General features: G+C 62.8%; 16 protein-coding genes and 1 tRNA gene. 7 read left to right on the top strand and 10 right to left on the bottom strand.

The window, feature by feature from the left end:
• Window positions 1–56 precede the first annotated feature (56 nt).
• A complete protein-coding gene (locus EL191_RS16560; RefSeq protein ID WP_041979883.1) occupies window positions 57–1,034 on the bottom strand; it encodes a zinc-dependent alcohol dehydrogenase family protein in 978 nt (325 codons plus the stop codon).
• A gap of 170 nt (window positions 1,035–1,204) precedes the next feature.
• On the opposite strand from EL191_RS16560, the gene EL191_RS16555 reads away from it, so the two are divergent.
• A complete protein-coding gene (locus EL191_RS16555) occupies window positions 1,205–1,906 on the top strand; it encodes a substrate-binding periplasmic protein (protein ID WP_041979884.1) in 702 nt (233 codons plus the stop codon).
• An 82-nt stretch (window positions 1,907–1,988) separates the two neighbouring features.
• On the top strand, window positions 1,989–3,134 hold the full coding sequence (locus EL191_RS16550) for a PQQ-dependent sugar dehydrogenase (RefSeq protein ID WP_041979885.1): 1,146 nt from the start codon (window positions 1,989–1,991) through the stop codon (window positions 3,132–3,134).
• Window positions 3,135–3,173: 39 nt separating this feature from the next.
• Here EL191_RS16550 and EL191_RS16545 read toward each other — a convergent pair whose 3' ends face one another.
• A complete protein-coding gene (locus EL191_RS16545; RefSeq protein ID WP_013716575.1) occupies window positions 3,174–3,365 on the bottom strand; it encodes a hypothetical protein in 192 nt (63 codons plus the stop codon).
• A 240-nt stretch (window positions 3,366–3,605) separates the two neighbouring features.
• Between EL191_RS16545 and EL191_RS16540 the strand changes: the two genes are divergently transcribed.
• From EL191_RS16540 to EL191_RS16530, 3 genes are all read left to right on the top strand, one after another.
• Entirely contained in the window at window positions 3,606–4,448 is an 843-nt protein-coding gene (locus EL191_RS16540) for a CvfB family protein (protein ID WP_024309031.1), read from the top strand.
• A 54-nt stretch (window positions 4,449–4,502) separates the two neighbouring features.
• Window positions 4,503–4,578 (top strand) — tRNA-Thr (locus tag EL191_RS16535).
• A 140-nt stretch (window positions 4,579–4,718) separates the two neighbouring features.
• The gene (locus tag EL191_RS16530; protein ID WP_041979914.1) at window positions 4,719–5,045 is read left to right on the top strand and encodes a hypothetical protein; all 327 of its coding nucleotides are present in this window, start codon (window positions 4,719–4,721) and stop codon (window positions 5,043–5,045) included.
• 4 nt (window positions 5,046–5,049) lie between these two features.
• Here the strand turns inward: EL191_RS16530 and EL191_RS16525 are convergent, their stop codons facing one another.
• From EL191_RS16525 to EL191_RS16505, 5 genes are all read right to left on the bottom strand, one after another.
• On the bottom strand, window positions 5,050–6,084 hold the full coding sequence (locus EL191_RS16525; protein WP_017362620.1) for a GGDEF domain-containing protein: 1,035 nt from the start codon (window positions 6,082–6,084) through the stop codon (window positions 5,050–5,052).
• Window positions 6,085–6,344: 260 nt separating this feature from the next.
• Complete coding sequence (locus EL191_RS16520; RefSeq protein ID WP_041979886.1) at window positions 6,345–6,755, bottom strand: GNAT family N-acetyltransferase; 411 nt, start codon at window positions 6,753–6,755, stop codon at window positions 6,345–6,347.
• 110 nt (window positions 6,756–6,865) lie between these two features.
• The gene (locus tag EL191_RS16515) at window positions 6,866–7,195 is read right to left on the bottom strand and encodes a DUF2025 family protein (RefSeq protein WP_041979887.1); all 330 of its coding nucleotides are present in this window, start codon (window positions 7,193–7,195) and stop codon (window positions 6,866–6,868) included.
• 97 nt (window positions 7,196–7,292) lie between these two features.
• A complete protein-coding gene (locus EL191_RS16510) occupies window positions 7,293–7,694 on the bottom strand; it encodes an NUDIX hydrolase (protein ID WP_013716568.1) in 402 nt (133 codons plus the stop codon).
• Window positions 7,695–7,735: 41 nt separating this feature from the next.
• Entirely contained in the window at window positions 7,736–8,437 is a 702-nt protein-coding gene (locus EL191_RS16505; RefSeq protein WP_017362618.1) for a YebC/PmpR family DNA-binding transcriptional regulator, read from the bottom strand.
• Between the two features lie 238 nt (window positions 8,438–8,675).
• Here EL191_RS16505 and EL191_RS16500 point away from each other — a divergent pair, with 238 nt between their 5' ends.
• A complete protein-coding gene (locus tag EL191_RS16500) occupies window positions 8,676–9,716 on the top strand; it encodes a DUF1176 domain-containing protein (protein WP_013716566.1) in 1,041 nt (346 codons plus the stop codon).
• Between the two features lie 52 nt (window positions 9,717–9,768).
• On the opposite strand, the gene EL191_RS16495 is transcribed toward EL191_RS16500, so the two are convergent.
• Complete coding sequence (locus EL191_RS16495; RefSeq protein WP_041979888.1) at window positions 9,769–10,503, bottom strand: sulfite exporter TauE/SafE family protein; 735 nt, start codon at window positions 10,501–10,503, stop codon at window positions 9,769–9,771.
• Window positions 10,504–10,643: 140 nt separating this feature from the next.
• Here EL191_RS16495 and EL191_RS16490 point away from each other — a divergent pair, with 140 nt between their 5' ends.
• Window positions 10,644–11,537, top strand: coding sequence for an O-acetylserine/cysteine exporter (locus EL191_RS16490; protein ID WP_013716564.1), 894 nt, complete (start codon window positions 10,644–10,646; stop codon window positions 11,535–11,537).
• Window positions 11,538–11,549: 12 nt separating this feature from the next.
• Here EL191_RS16490 and EL191_RS16485 read toward each other — a convergent pair whose 3' ends face one another.
• Together EL191_RS16485 and EL191_RS16480 are read right to left on the bottom strand one after the other, a co-directional pair.
• Complete coding sequence (locus EL191_RS16485) at window positions 11,550–12,089, bottom strand: DUF1003 domain-containing protein (protein ID WP_013716563.1); 540 nt, start codon at window positions 12,087–12,089, stop codon at window positions 11,550–11,552.
• Window positions 12,090–12,149: 60 nt separating this feature from the next.
• A complete protein-coding gene (locus EL191_RS16480) occupies window positions 12,150–13,679 on the bottom strand; it encodes a sensor domain-containing diguanylate cyclase (protein WP_041979889.1) in 1,530 nt (509 codons plus the stop codon).
• Window positions 13,680–13,758: the final 79 nt, after the last annotated feature.

Raw genomic sequence — 13,758 nt, 5'->3', positions numbered from 1 at the left:
TAGGGGCGCCGTGAACCTCTGAGCTAGGGGGCGCGGTGCGCACCAATCACTGTGAGTTAGGGCACCAGCAGAATCTTGCCGTCACGTTCGCCACTGGCGGCTGCCGCCACGGCATCCTTGATGTGCGCCAGGTCGTAGGTGGCCGCAACGCGCGTCTTCAGCTTGCCGCTGGCGATCAACTGCACCAATTCGCCGAACACCTTCATCTGCTGCGCCGGGCTGGCCTGCTGGAACCACTTGGCCAGCCAGAAACCACGCAGAGTGACGTCGCGGAACACGAACGAGGCCGGCGAAACCTGGCAGGCCTGGCCGCTCATCATGCCGTAGTTCACCAGCACACCACCGTTGGCCAGGACCGCAGCCAGGTTGTCGGTGCTGACCCCGCCGACCGCGTCGATCCCCAGGCGTACGTCGGCACCGCCCGTGGCAGCACGAACCCGCTTGGCCAGGTCCGGGCCATCCACCAACACCAGATCACCGCCTTCGGCCTCGACAGCGGCGACCGCCGATTCGCGGCGCACTACGTTGATGGTCTTGAAGCCGCGCAGCTTGGCCAGTTGGATCAGATAGCTGCCCACCCCGGAGTTGGCGGCGTTCTGGATCACCCAGTCGCCCGGTTTGAGGTCGACGAACTCGCTGAGCAGTAGCGAGGCGGTCGGTGGGTTGACGGTGAGCATGGCCAGTTGTTGCGGGTCTGCATCCGGCAGCGGGATGAGCTTGTCTGCCGCGGCGTTCATGGCGCTGACCCAGGTACCACAGCCCACGGGCAGCAGCACGTTCTGCCCGACCTTGAAATTGCTGACGCCTTCGCCGAGTGCCTCGACCTTGCCGACGCCTTCATTGCCGCCGATGGCGGGCAGCGGCGGCAGCATGCCGTAGGCGCCGGTCAGGGTCAGCACGTCGGACGGGTTGATCGGTGCAGCCAAGACCTTGACCCGCACTTGTCCGGCGGCGGGCTCCGGTAGTTGCAAGGGCACTGCGCTGATGACGTCCTGGGGCACCGGGCCGCGATGCTGGTATTCGGCTTTGAGCATGGTCTGATCTCCTGAAGTCGGGCGCAAAATGCGTGCAGCCAGTCTAGCCGCGATAGGGCAAAGCGGAATGAATCGGCCGGCATCCACTCTGGTTATGAAGGCGGCCGGCCGTCTATGCTCTGGCAGGTCCGATAGCGGGGTAGACGATGTTCAGATGGTGGCTGGGCTTGATGTTGGCGTGCCAGAGCGCGACGGCTGCAGCAGAGGTGCTGCACGTCGGCTTCGGTACGCACAAGCCGCCTTATGTGTACGAAGGTGAACCACGGGGTCTGGAGTACGAGATCGTCGAGCGGGCGGCGCACAATGCCGGCTTCGAACTGACCGCCTACTACGCGCCGATCGAGCGTCTGCATCTGATGCTGCGTCGTGGCGAGATCGACGCTATTACCACTACTCACGAGCGTAGTGGCGTGGTGGCTTACTATTCGGACGTTTACATCCACTACCATAATGTCGCCGTTGCTCTGGCCAAGCGCGGCTATCGCATCGAACAGGTCGCCGATCTCGGCAACTATGCCGTCAGTGCCTTTCAGCGCGCGCGAGTGCTGCTCGGGCCTGAATTCGAACGCATGGCCATGAACAACCCGCGCTATCGCGAAGAGGCGCTGCAGATCAACCGCAACCGCCTGCTCTACAGCGGTCGTACCGATGTGGTGGTGGGCGACAAGCGGATCATTCGTTACTTCGATCGTGAAGTGAACGATCAGGTCGACATCACCCAGTCACTCGACTGGTTCGATATCTTCCCTCCAACGCCTTACCGCCTCGGCTTTCGCCAGGACGAGCAGCGGCTGCGCTTCGATGAAGGATTGCGCATGCTGCGCGAGTCTGGCGACTACCAGCGCATCGAACAGCGCTATCTGACGGACTGAAACCTGAGGAAACTTTTGTAGGGCTGCCACGGCCGCAAGCCTGTTGCACTATGCCGGCTTGTCTGACGACTGGAGACGCCCCATGCCGCGCCTGAAACCCCTCGCAGCCCTCGGCCTGACCGCCCTGTTCGCTGCCCAGTACAGCCTCGCCGAAGACCGGCAGCTTTCTTCAGAGCTGGGCCCGCTGAACGTTCATACCGTCGCCGAAGGGCTGGCCAACCCATGGGCTGTGGCTTTCCTACCGGATGGCCAGGGGTATCTGGTCAGTGAGCGGCCGGGCGCGTTGCGTCGGGTAAGTGCCGAGGGTGAGGTGTCCGCGCCATTGCGTGGGCTGCCTGAAGTCTTCGCCGTCGGTCAGGGCGGTTTGCTCGATGTGGTGCTGTCGCCTGATTTCGCCGAGGACCGCCTGGTCTACCTGTCCTACGCCGAAGAGGGCGACGGCGCTGCCGGAACGGCGGTGGGGCGCGGCAAGCTGTCTGCCGATGCGTCGGCGCTGGAAAACTTCGAGGTAATCTTCCGCCAGCAGCCCAAGCTGTCCAGCGGCACGCACTTCGGCTCGCGCCTGGTGTTCGACCGTGACGGGCATCTGTTCATCGCCCTGGGTGACAACAACGACCGTCCAACTGCGCAGGAATTGGACAAGCTCCAGGGCAAGCTGGTGCGTATCCTCCCGGATGGGCGTATCCCCGAGGACAACCCTTTCGTTTCCCGTGATGGCGCGCGTGACGAAATCTGGTCCTATGGCCATCGCAACCAGCAGGGGGCAGCGCTTAACCCCTGGAGCGGCCGCCTGTGGACGCATGAGCACGGCCCGCGCGGTGGTGATGAAATCAACATTCCCGAAGCCGGCAAGAACTACGGTTGGCCGCTGGCGACTCACGGCATCAACTACTCGATGCTGCCGATCCCCGAAGCCAAGGGCAAAATGGTCGAGGGCACCGAGGCGCCGCATCATGTCTGGGAAAAGTCACCAGCCATCAGCGGTATGGCCTTCTATGATGCGAAGCGCTTTCCAGCCTGGCAGCATAACCTGTTCATCGGAGCACTGGCCGGCCAGGCACTGATTCGTCTGCAGCTCGACGGCGACAGGATCGTGCATGAGGAACGTCTGCTGGAACCACTGAAGGCACGGATACGCGATGTTCGGCAGGGGCCGGACGGCTATGTCTACGTGTTGACGGATGCGCCGAAGGGGCAGTTGCTGCGCCTGGGGCTGGCGAGCGAGTAACGCGGGAGGGGCTGGGTGCGCGATGCGCACCCGAGGCGATCACTTCTTGCTGATGGTGATCTGACGAGTGCCGCCATAAGTCTGGCCGCTGACGCCCTTGGCGATCTGCTGAATCTCGCCACCACCCTGGAGGAAGGCAGCGATCTGCGCCTCGATGGACTCGCGGGTTTCCACGGCAGGTGCGGGTTTGCTGACTTTGCTGGCGGACGACTTGACGCGAAGGGTGGCCATGACCTTGATCTCTTTCAGATGGGCGGCCGGCCATTATGCCTCAACCCGCCTGTTCTTGCTTGGGTAATCGCCCCTTTAGCTACCACAACGCTGCGCATGAGTGGTTTTTCGCGACACTTTATCGCTTGTTTTCCAGATACTTATGCGGTCTGGTGACCGGCTGTCGATTGATCGCGCAGCCAGCCCTGATGCCTCGGAACTCGGGTAGAATGGCTGGCTGTTTTGGCGAGGTGGAACACGATGGCCGTTATTGGACGGATGAATTCTTTGCAGGTAGTCAAGCACACCGACTTCGGTCTGTATCTGGACGGTGGTGCCGATGGCGAAATCCTCCTGCCCAAGCGTTACATCCCCAAAGACACGCCGAGCGAAGTCGAGGACTGGCTCAACGTCTTCATCTATCTCGACAGCGAAGACAAGCTGATCGCCACCACGCTCAAGCCGAAGATCCAGCTGGGCGAGTTCGCCAGCCTCAAGGTGGTGGATATCAACCGCGTTGGCCTGTTCTTCGACTGGGGGCTGCCCAAGGACCTGTTGCTGCCGCATTCCGAAGAGAAGCGCCCGCTGCAGATCGGTGACTACTGCGTGGTCTACCTCTACCTGGACAAGCGTACTCGCCGCCTCACCGCCACCGCGCGCCTGGATCGTCATCTGGACAAGGTGCCTGCCAACTACCAGGTTGGCCAGGAAGTCGATCTGCTGGTGGTCGAGCGTACCGACCTCGGCTTCAAGGCCATCATCGATGGCAAGCATTGGGGCCTGATCCACAAGAACGAGCTGTTCAAGTTCATCCGCAGCGGCATGCGCGAGAAGGGCTACATCAAGGAGCTGCGTGCCGATGGCAAGATCAGCCTGAGCCTGCAGCCCATCGGTCACGAGGCCGCCAGTGGTCTGGCCGAGCAGATCATCGAGCGCCTGCGTGATCAGGGCGGTGTGCTGGCATTGGGTGACAAGAGCCCGCCCGAGCTGATCGCCGAACAGTTTCGGGTCAGCAAGGGCAACTTCAAGAAGGCTATCGGCGGGCTCTACAAGCAAGGGCTGATCCGCATCCACGATGACCGTATCGAACTGCTCGACAACTGAACCAACGGTGACTTGAGCGTTGTCGCGGCAACTCGCATAATGCCCGCGTTTCCCGCCGGTGTAGCTCAGTCGGTAGAGCAGCGCACTCGTAACGCGAAGGTCGTAGGTTCGATTCCTATCTCCGGCACCAAAAAATCAGAGGGTCAGCTGCGGCTGACCCTCTGTCGTTTCAGGCGGAAAATTCCCTCGCGCTGTTGTCCAACCCGGTGTGATGATGATTTTCGGTGGTCAGGCATGTGCAGCCTGACCCTGGCTCAGTGGGAGTTGCTCATGCTCATTCGTTCGCTTGTATTGATCCTGACTGCAGTGTTGGCCAGTGCGGCTTTCGCCGATCAGCCGCAGACCATTCGGGTCATTCCCAAGAGTTACGTCAGCCCGGGTGCCAGCGGCAGCGTCTCGGGCTCGTCGAGCTACCAACAGCACAATCTCTATGGCGGCCAGCGCCTGCCGCAGGGCAGCGTGCGCCAGGAAAGCCGCTACGGTAGCCAGTCTGTCGAGACGCGTGGCGGGATTCGGCAGAGTACCGAGTATCCCGGTGGGTTGATCATCGAGCGTCAGCCCGGCAGCGGCAGTTACCAGCAGCAACGCAGTCGCTGACTCGTCAGTGACGGGCGGTCGTTTCCGGCGCGTCGGCGATCACCGCGCGGTTGCGTCCTTCGCTCTTGGCCCGGTACAGGCACTCGTCGGCACGCTGCAACCAGCTTTCCCAGTGCTCACCACCATGCAGGATCGCGCCGCCTATGGAGACGGTTACCGCACCGGCCGGGCTTTGTAGCTCGTTGGCGACCTTGCCCAGCAGGTTCTGTGCCGCGGAGCGCAGGCCTTCGGCCTCGGTGCTGGGCAGCAATAGCAGAAACTCCTCGCCACCGAAGCGGAACAGGCGATCCTCCTTGCGACAGTAACGTTTGATCAGCTCGACGAACGCCACCAGCACCTGGTCGCCGACGTGGTGGCCGAAGCGATCGTTGATCTGCTTGAAGTGATCCAGGTCCATCACCAGCAGCCCATAGCTGTCGCTGTGCCGGCGATGGCTGGCCATGGCGATCTTCAACTCCTCGTTCATCGCCCGGCGGTTGCGCGCGCCGGTGAGCGGATCATGGATTGCCAGCAGCTGCAGCTGGTCGCGTTGGGTTCGCGTGCGGAAAGCGAAGATGAAGCTGAGCACGCTGGCCATCATGGAGGTGACCAGAAACGAGACCATCTGGTAATGGCTTTCGAATACGCTGCCAGGTACCAGCAGGGCGTGACTGACCAGGCTGACCAGCACCAGTGCGGTGGCCAGTAGCGCCTTGCCGGGGGAAACCATGAAGAAATTGAAGAGGATCAGCGGATAGATCCAGAACAACCCGTTGACCCCCAGGTTGATGGCGATCAGCGTGGCACCGACAGAAAATACTGCAGCCAGATAGATGCCGGGCTTGATCGTATCGCGCGTGACCCAGGCGTAGAGCACGGCGAACAGCGTGGAGAGGACGATGATGGTGTCGGCGATACCGACCAGATAGTTGCCATGGAGCAGGCGGTAGACGGCATAGGGCGAGATGCCGATCACGCCGAAAAGTCCCATCAGGGTGATGATCGACAGCTGGAAGTCGTTGCGCAGGCGCTTCAGCAAACGAGCGGTCTGGGTAGCCATAGCGTTTCTTTTCGTTGTTATGGAACAAGCATGCAGAGCTTTGACCGCTAATGGCAAGGGGCATTCCTGAGCAAAGTGCCAGTATTTTTGCCCGGGCGACAGGTTGTCTCCGGGGTCTCGCTGAAAAGAGCCTGGGCTCGATGATGCTTCGTTGGAAACGCGCAGGAATGCCTGCCTCACCTACCGCTTGTGAACGCCGCTTCTTCACCCGCCCTTGAAGCTCCAGCCTGAGCATTGCCAGATGATTTGGCGTGCCGAATCTAGTGGGCGCGCAGTGATACTAACGACTTGCTGCGCTGATAGCGGGCCAGCCGTTCGGCTAGTTCGGCGGGCAGGGGCTGGCCGGCCACGAAGCCTCGGCACTGATAGAAACCCTGCAGGTCGGGATGGCAGAACAGCCACACCGCCTCCGGGTGCTCTGCCAGGGCCTTATCGAGCAAGGTCGCGGCCACTCCCTGGCGACGCAGTGCAGGCGCGACGAACAGGCCGGTGAGCCACTGCCCACCTGTCACGGCTCGCAAGCTGAGGGCCGCGATGATGTTCCCCGCATGCTCGGCGGCCCAGACCTCGTCGCCCGCCTGGCTACGCATCGGCGAGCGATGGCTGCGGTAGAACTTGTCGACCAGTGGGCGTAGCGGGGGCGGCAGTTGGCGGTAGTGGGGTGAACTCATCGATACAGGTAACGGGGGCGATGGGCCATTTAAGCAGAACCAGGCGGGTTAAGGGGCCGTGCACGCCGAGGTTCTGGATGCTCGCTGCGCACGGCACGGTCGCCGTCGATTCAGGCTGGCGCCAGTCGACGGCGTTCGGCGCGGATTTCCGGCAGGTCGTTGCGGCGCAGGTAGACGCGCAGTGGCTCGCTGAGATTCACTCGGTCATCGATACGCTGCTCCTGCAGCCAGGCCAGGCGCTGGCGATCCAGGCGCATCAACTCGCCTTGGTCAGCGTGCCAGACGTATTCACAGGTCGGAGTGATGGTCTCGGCGGGCACGTCGAGGCCGAAGCTGTCTTCGGAAAAACGCAGCAGGTACTGGCCGGTCTTGGCGTTGAAGCCGACGAAACCCTGCAACTGGTCGGCGGCCTCGCAGATCTGGGCGGACGTGATACTCATGGCAAACCTCGTTTCCTATGGGGTCTGCAGGCAAGGCGAATGGTTCTGTTTATCGGCGCAGCCTAACGCCTGAACCGCTGGCTGCCGTTGCCGTGGATCAAGGAAGCCGTTGCAGGGCCGGCAATACCTGCTCGCGAAGCAGCGGCGCCAGGTCATCCGGCAGGGGCTGGGCGGTATCGAGCCAGCGCAGTTCTTCCAGCTCTGCTGCCGCTTGAACGCTATGGGGCAGGGCGGCGCGATAGATGTCGGCCTGCACCCAGGTATTGGCTTCGTTGGCGGCGGGGGCGTGGAACTGGCCGAGTGGTTGCAGTGCTGTGCTGTCCAGTTGCAGTTCCAGCTCCTCGAGCAGTTCACGCTTGAGCGCAGACAGTGCATCTTCGCCCGGCTCGCGCTTGCCGCCAGGCAGCATGAAGAAACGGGTATTGCGCTTGCGCACGAGCAGCAGGCGGCCGCGTTCGTCGAACAGGCAGGCGGCGGCGATCTGTAGGGTGTTGTTCATGGGATAAGCAGCGGGCGCCCGATCAGGGCGCCCGGCGGGCCTCAGCCAGCAAGGCCGACATAGACGTTCTGCACGTCGTCATGGCCGTCGATGGCTTCGAGGAAGGCCTCGACTTCTTCCATCTGTTCCGGTGTCAGGCTGGTTACCGGGTTCTTCGGGCGGTAGCCGAGCTTGGCCGAGTTGACGGTGAAGCCCTGCTCCGGCAGCGCCTTGCATACGGCGTCGAGGTCGGTCGGGTCGGTGATGAACAGGGTCGAGCCTTCGTCATCGGGCACGAAGTCCTGCGCGCCAGCTTCGATGGCGGCCAGTTCCGGGTCTGCGCCTTCTTCGGTGCTGGCTTCGATCAGGCCAACGTGGTCGAAGTCCCAGCTAACCGAGCCGGAGGCACCGAGCTGGCCCTTGCGGAACAGCACGCGAATCTCGGCGACGGTGCGGTTGACGTTATCGGTCAGGCACTCGACGATCACCGGCACCTGGTGCGGGGCGAAGCCTTCGTACAGGGTGCGCTCGTAGTTGATCACTTCACCGGACAGGCCGGCGCCTTTCTTGATGGCGCGCTCCAGGGTGTCCTTGGGCATCGAGGCTTTCTTGGCCTGATGCACGGCCAGGCGCAGCTTGGGGTTCATGTCCGGGTCGGCGCCGTTGCGCGCGGCGATCATGATTTCCTTCACCAGCTTGCCGAAGATCTTGCCTCGGGCATTGGCGGCGGCTTCTTTGGGTTTGGCTTTCCACTGGGCGCCCATCTGGGGTCTCCTGGCCGATAGGTGAGACGGCGTCGCGCGAATCTGGGCGTGACGATCGGATAGGCTGCGGATTCTAGTGCCTTGCGCGGTTGTCGGCACCTGCAATTTCCCGAAGGTACGAGTACGCATGTCGACGGCCGGCGGATCGTGTCAGTTGCCGGGGCTACGACGACGCTTGCCTGGCTTGCCCGGGCGAAGCAACATGGCGGCCCTGCGCAATCATCAAAAGGAGTTGTTCATGTCGCGTCGGGTCTTGCTTAGCGCTCTGCTGCTGGTTGCGGGAATCACTCAGGCGGCGCCCGAGCAGGTGCCGCTGTACCGGGAAATCAAGGATTGGGTCGTTGCTTGCGACAACCTGCGCGGATGCCAGGCATTGAGCGCCCCGGAAAGTTTCGGTTACTCGTCTTTCAGCCTTCAGCTCGAGCGTGCGGCCGGTGCTCAGGCGCCGCTAAGACTGTCACTGCACGATGCCGAGCAAGACGGCTATGCGCCGCTGCGGCTCGATGGCCGAGCTCTGTCCACTGCCGATCGCCTGCACCCGATAGAAAACCAGGGTGAAACCACGCTGGTGGCCGAGGGCACCGATGCTCAGGCCGTGCTGGCCGAGTTGCGTAACGGCGTGCAGTTGCGTATGGAAGGGGAGCGCGATTACGAGGCGGTGGTTTCGCTCAGCGGTCTTTCCGCGGCCTTGCTGCTGATGGATGCCGTGCAGGGGCGGGTGGACAGCCGCAGCGCCCTTTATCGTCCCGGCTCACGACCGGACAGCGAGGTGCCCGCTGTGCCACAGGCGCCGCGTCTGCGTGCCTATCCTGGCGTCACCCCGCTGAGCGAAGTGGAGCAGCGTGATATCGCTGAGCAGGTGATGGCCGCGACTCGTAGCCAGTGGTTCGAAGAAGACATGAGCAGCGAGCCCGAGGCCGAAGCCTTTGCGCTCAATGATCGCGAGGCGCTGGTCATCATCCGAACCTGGTGTGCCGCCTACAACTGCGATTTTGCGGTGTATCGCGTTGGCCGCCAGGCGCCGTACGCCGAGCGTGATCTGCAGCTCGAGCCGCCGCCGCTGGACCTTGGCGCGTTGTCTGGCTGGGTGAGCTACAACCCCGACACCGGCGAGCTGGGTTACCTGTACAAGGGACGAGGGATTGCCGATTGCGGTGAATCGGGCAGCTGGCGCTTCGATGGTGAGCGTTTTCAACTGGCCTCGCTCAATTTTCTTGGCCGCTGTGCCGCGCGCAATCCGGGCGAGTGGCCCGAGTTATGGCGCGTGGCCGAGCCCTGATCTGGCGTGTCAGGAAGTGCCGGTGCGCATGGTGCACTCTACGAAGTGGTGTTTACAGGTAGCGCCAGATCAGTTGCACCCCAGCCAGCAGAATGCCCAGCCGTGCGATGCGGTAGAACCACAGGTGGTTGACGCGTGACTGCAGCCACAGCCCGCTCCATACCCCCAGCGGTACGATGGGTGCGAGCATCAGGCTGAGCAGAAGGTTCTCACCAGTGAACTGACCCAGCGCGGCGTAGGGGACCAGTTTGGCGGCGTTGGTCAGCAGGAAGAACAGGTTGATGGTGGCGACGAAGCGCACCTTGTCCAACTGCTGTGGCAACAGGTGCATCATCACCGGCGGCCCGCCCGCATGGGCAACGAAGCTGGTGAAGCCCGCCAGGCTCGACAGCAACGTGCCGCGCCCCTTGTGCAGTGGGCGTGGCGCCTGGTTGCTAGCCAGAAACCCAAGACCGACGAAAACGATGGCGATGGCGCCGATCAGCAGGCCAATGGCACGTTCGTCGAAGAAGCCGAAGGTCAGCGAACCGATGCCGATACCGATCACGGCACCCGGTAGCATGACCTTGAGGTTGGCTATATCCCACTTGCCCCAGTAGGCCTTCAGTCCGACTACATCGGCCAGGCAGAGAATCGGCAGCATCACCGCCACGGCCTGTTTCGGCGAAGTGGCCAGTGCCAGCAGCGGTACGGCGATGCCGCCCAGGGCACCGCCGAAACCGCCCTTTGACAGGCCAGTGAGAAACACCGCCGGCAGGGCGAACAAGAGGAAATCGTGCAGGGTCATGGGCTTGGCGTAACGGCACTGAAGCGCGCAGGGTAGCAGCCGCGTGTGGCTGTGTGGCTTTTTTCCACGGCCTCTGTGTCTGTCTGCGTTTGAGCGAGGCTGCTCTAATGCCTGCTCATTCAAGGCGAGGCTCGTACCCCATGACACCCAAGGATCTACTGCTGGCGCTGCTGGTGATCGTCGTCTGGGGGCTGAACTTCGTGGTGATCAAGGTCGGCCTGCATGGCATGCCGCCGATGCTGATGGGCGCCCTGCGTTTTCTCCTCGCGGCCTTTCCGGCGATTCTCTTCGTGCGTCGGCCGCAGGTGCCGCTGCGCTGGATGCTGGCCTACGGCATGACCATCTCGCTGGGGCAGTTCGCCTTCCTGTTCTATGCCATGTACGTTGGCATGCCGGCGGGCCTGGCGTCGCTGGTGCTGCAGTCGCAAGCCTTCTTCACCCTGTTCTTCGCCGCGCTGTTTCTCGGCGAGCGGCTGCGAGGCAGCAACCTGTTCGGCTTGCTGGTGGCGGCCAGTGGCCTGGTTCTGATCGGTCTGCAGGGTGGGCAGGCGATGACCCTGGCCGGTTTTGCCCTGACCATCGCGGCGGCGTCGATGTGGGCGCTGGGCAACGTGGTGACGCGCAAATTGGGCAAGGTCAATCTGGTCGGCCTGGTGGTCTGGGGCAGCCTGATTCCGCCTTTGCCGTTCCTGGCCCTGTCGCTGTGGCTGGAGGGGCCGGAGTTGATCAGCCAGTCGTTGCGCACGCTAGGCCTGGATTCGATGCTGGTGCTGGCCTACCTGGCATTCGGCGCGACCATTCTCGGTTATGGCTTGTGGAGCCGGCTGCTGTCGCGCTACCCGGCCAGCCAGGTGGCGCCGTTCTCGCTGCTGGTGCCGGTGGTGGGCATCAGTTCCTCGGCGTTACTGCTGGGCGAACGTCTTGGCGCTCTGCAGATGGTCGGTGCAGCACTGGTGATGGCCGGGCTGCTGATCAACGTGTGGGGCGGGCGCCTGCTCGACAGCTGGCGCCAGCGTACGCCGGGCGCGGTCTGACGCGAGTCAGGGTCAGGCTTCCGGGCGTTTCTCTGGCAGGCGCTCGAGGATCTGATCCAGGCGCTGCTGGATTTTCTGATCGATCTTTTCATGCAGGCGCATGATTTCCAGCTCCGCACGCAGGTTCACTTCGAAGTCCAGTCGCGCTGCGAGGCGGTCCTTCGCCGCCTGGCGGTTCTGGCTCATCATGATGATCGGCGCCTGGATCGCTGCCAGGGTCGATAGCATCAGGTTGAGGAAGATGTAGGGGTAGGGGTCGAAGGCCATGCCGAAGTGCGACAGCACGTCGGTGTTGATCAGCATCCAGCCGAGCATGGTCAGCGAGAAGCAGATGATGAAAGTCCAGGAACCGCCGACCGCAGCGACCTTGTCCGACAGGCGTTCGCCGAAGCTCGACTCTTCATCCGACGCGTCGGCGGCATCACGGCTGATGGGGCGGCGCTGGCGGATTCGCTCGAGAACGTGGGTTTCTTCCGGCTCCAGTTCATGCAGGGGTTTGCCAAGCAGGTTCTGGGCGAGTTGCTGCAAAGGGTGTGGGGTACCGTTGCTCATTGTGACCGATCATCCAGGGCTGACAGTTCATGGTGATGCTGAACCGCTTCGGCGGACTTGTCACCCTTGCTCAGCGCATTGCAGCTCGGCTCGTTCCAGACGGTTACGGCCATTGGCCTTGGCCCGATAGAGAGCCTGGTCCGCGGCCTCGATCAGCTTCATGGCCAGCTTGGCACTGTCTTGCGTGTCGGGCATCAGGATGGCCACACCGACACTCGCCGTGATCCTCTGAAATGGGCTGCCCTGATGCGGCAGGTTGCACTGAGCGAGGCTTTCCATGAAGCCGATGGCGACGGCTTCGGCGCCTTCGCCATCGGTATTCGGCAGGATCACCACCAGCTCTTCGCCGCCGTAGCGCGCCGCCAGATCGCCGGGGCGCCGCACGCATCGCTTGAGGACTTCGGCGACGCTGCGCAGGCATTCGTCGCCGGCCAGGTGGCCGTAGTGATCGTTGTAGCGCTTGAACAGGTCGACATCGAGCAGCATCAGCGCCAGGCACGAGCCGCGTCGCTGCGCGCGGCGAATCTCCACTTCCAGCGCCTGGTCGAAACTGCGGCGGTTAGCCAGGCCGGTCAAGGCATCCTGCGAGGCCAGTACTTCCAGGCGTGCGTTGGCATCGAGCAGCTCTTCCCGAGCACTGAGCAGCTGGCGTTCGGCACGTGAACGGCGGCGAACATCGACCAGCAGACGCTGCCCGATGATGCTGACGGCGAGCAGCAGGATCAGGACCACCGTGGCGAACAGCCGGGCGTCACGGCGCCAGGCCGTCAGCGCTTCATCGCGGCCGAGGGCGACCACGGTGATCAGCGGCAGATTGCTGTTGCGCCGGAAGGCGTACAGGCGTTCGACGCCATCCAGGCGCGAGGTCTGCGAGGCAATCGTATGGTTGCGTTCGCGCAGTTGCTGGAAGATCGGTGAGTTCGACCAGTCCAGCCCCACGTCCTGCTCGCGGAAGGGCTGGCGAAACAATAGGATGCCGTCGCTGGTGGACAGGCTCATCGCCCCTTGCTTGCCCAGGTCGAGGCTGCCGAACAGATGGAGGAAATGCTCCACGCTCAGCGTGATGGCGACCACGCCGGAGAAATTGCCGTCGGCGTCGTTCAGGCGCCGGCTGACGGTGAATACCCATTCGTGCGCCAGTCGGCTATTGATGGTGGGGCCGATGAAGGTCTCGGTAGAGGGATTGTCGCGGTGATGGATGAAGAACACGCGGTCGGCGGCGTTGGGACGTGCGTTGATGTCACCCCGGGATACCAGCAAACGGTCGCCCTGAGCGTCATAGATGATGATGGTGCTGGCCAGTTTGAGGACGCGGCTTTGTTCCTGTACGACCTTCTGCAGGCGGTCGAGGTGTGCCCGACCCTTGCCTTCCTGTTCCAGGCGCTCCGCCAGATCCACCAGTACCAGCTCGGATTGGCGAATGACCCCTTCGCTGTAGTTGTCCAGGGCTTGGGCCAGGTTGAGGTTGGCCACGTTCAGTTCGTGTAGCGCGCGCTCGCGGGAAAACCAGATCTGCCAGGCCGTCAGTAAGGCCAGCGAGAGGCAGATGAACACCAGCAGGATGGAAGTGAGCCGAGTGCCGCGTTTCATAAACCCAGAGCCCTACTACGGTGGACTGAAAAGGCTTGGGGCAAGAGAGGAGCCTCAGTCGCTGGCTCCTCCATTGCTG

It is taken from the genome of Pseudomonas mendocina, assembly GCF_900636545.1.
GTDB lineage: Bacteria > Pseudomonadota > Gammaproteobacteria > Pseudomonadales > Pseudomonadaceae > Aquipseudomonas > Aquipseudomonas mendocina.
The sequence above is the reverse complement of the archived record's forward strand: the minus strand, read 5'-3'. Positions and strand labels throughout refer to the sequence as shown.

Excerpts from the sequence above, each read along its gene's own strand:
- EL191_RS16520 (WP_041979886.1), bottom strand. The coding sequence starts at position 6,755 with ATGAGTTCACCCCACTACCGCCAACTGCCGCCCCCGCTACGCCCACTG.
- EL191_RS16485 (WP_013716563.1), bottom strand. The coding sequence starts at position 12,089 with ATGAGCAACGGTACCCCACACCCTTTGCAGCAACTCGCCCAGAACCTG.
- EL191_RS16510 (WP_013716568.1), bottom strand. The coding sequence starts at position 7,694 with ATGAACAACACCCTACAGATCGCCGCCGCCTGCCTGTTCGACGAACGC.
- EL191_RS16480 (WP_041979889.1), bottom strand. The coding sequence starts at position 13,679 with ATGAAACGCGGCACTCGGCTCACTTCCATCCTGCTGGTGTTCATCTGC.
- EL191_RS16495 (WP_041979888.1), bottom strand. The coding sequence starts at position 10,503 with ATGACCCTGCACGATTTCCTCTTGTTCGCCCTGCCGGCGGTGTTTCTC.
- EL191_RS16550 (WP_041979885.1), top strand. The coding sequence starts at position 1,989 with ATGCCGCGCCTGAAACCCCTCGCAGCCCTCGGCCTGACCGCCCTGTTC.
- EL191_RS16560 (WP_041979883.1), bottom strand. The coding sequence starts at position 1,034 with ATGCTCAAAGCCGAATACCAGCATCGCGGCCCGGTGCCCCAGGACGTC.
- EL191_RS16525 (WP_017362620.1), bottom strand. The coding sequence starts at position 6,084 with ATGGCTACCCAGACCGCTCGTTTGCTGAAGCGCCTGCGCAACGACTTC.
- EL191_RS16530 (WP_041979914.1), top strand. The coding sequence starts at position 4,719 with ATGCTCATTCGTTCGCTTGTATTGATCCTGACTGCAGTGTTGGCCAGT.
- EL191_RS16505 (WP_017362618.1), bottom strand. The coding sequence starts at position 8,437 with ATGGGCGCCCAGTGGAAAGCCAAACCCAAAGAAGCCGCCGCCAATGCC.
- EL191_RS16555 (WP_041979884.1), top strand. The coding sequence starts at position 1,205 with ATGTTGGCGTGCCAGAGCGCGACGGCTGCAGCAGAGGTGCTGCACGTC.
- EL191_RS16545 (WP_013716575.1), bottom strand. The coding sequence starts at position 3,365 with ATGGCCACCCTTCGCGTCAAGTCGTCCGCCAGCAAAGTCAGCAAACCC.
- EL191_RS16540 (WP_024309031.1), top strand. The coding sequence starts at position 3,606 with ATGGCCGTTATTGGACGGATGAATTCTTTGCAGGTAGTCAAGCACACC.
- EL191_RS16490 (WP_013716564.1), top strand. The coding sequence starts at position 10,644 with ATGACACCCAAGGATCTACTGCTGGCGCTGCTGGTGATCGTCGTCTGG.
- EL191_RS16515 (WP_041979887.1), bottom strand. The coding sequence starts at position 7,195 with ATGAGTATCACGTCCGCCCAGATCTGCGAGGCCGCCGACCAGTTGCAG.
- EL191_RS16500 (WP_013716566.1), top strand. The coding sequence starts at position 8,676 with ATGTCGCGTCGGGTCTTGCTTAGCGCTCTGCTGCTGGTTGCGGGAATC.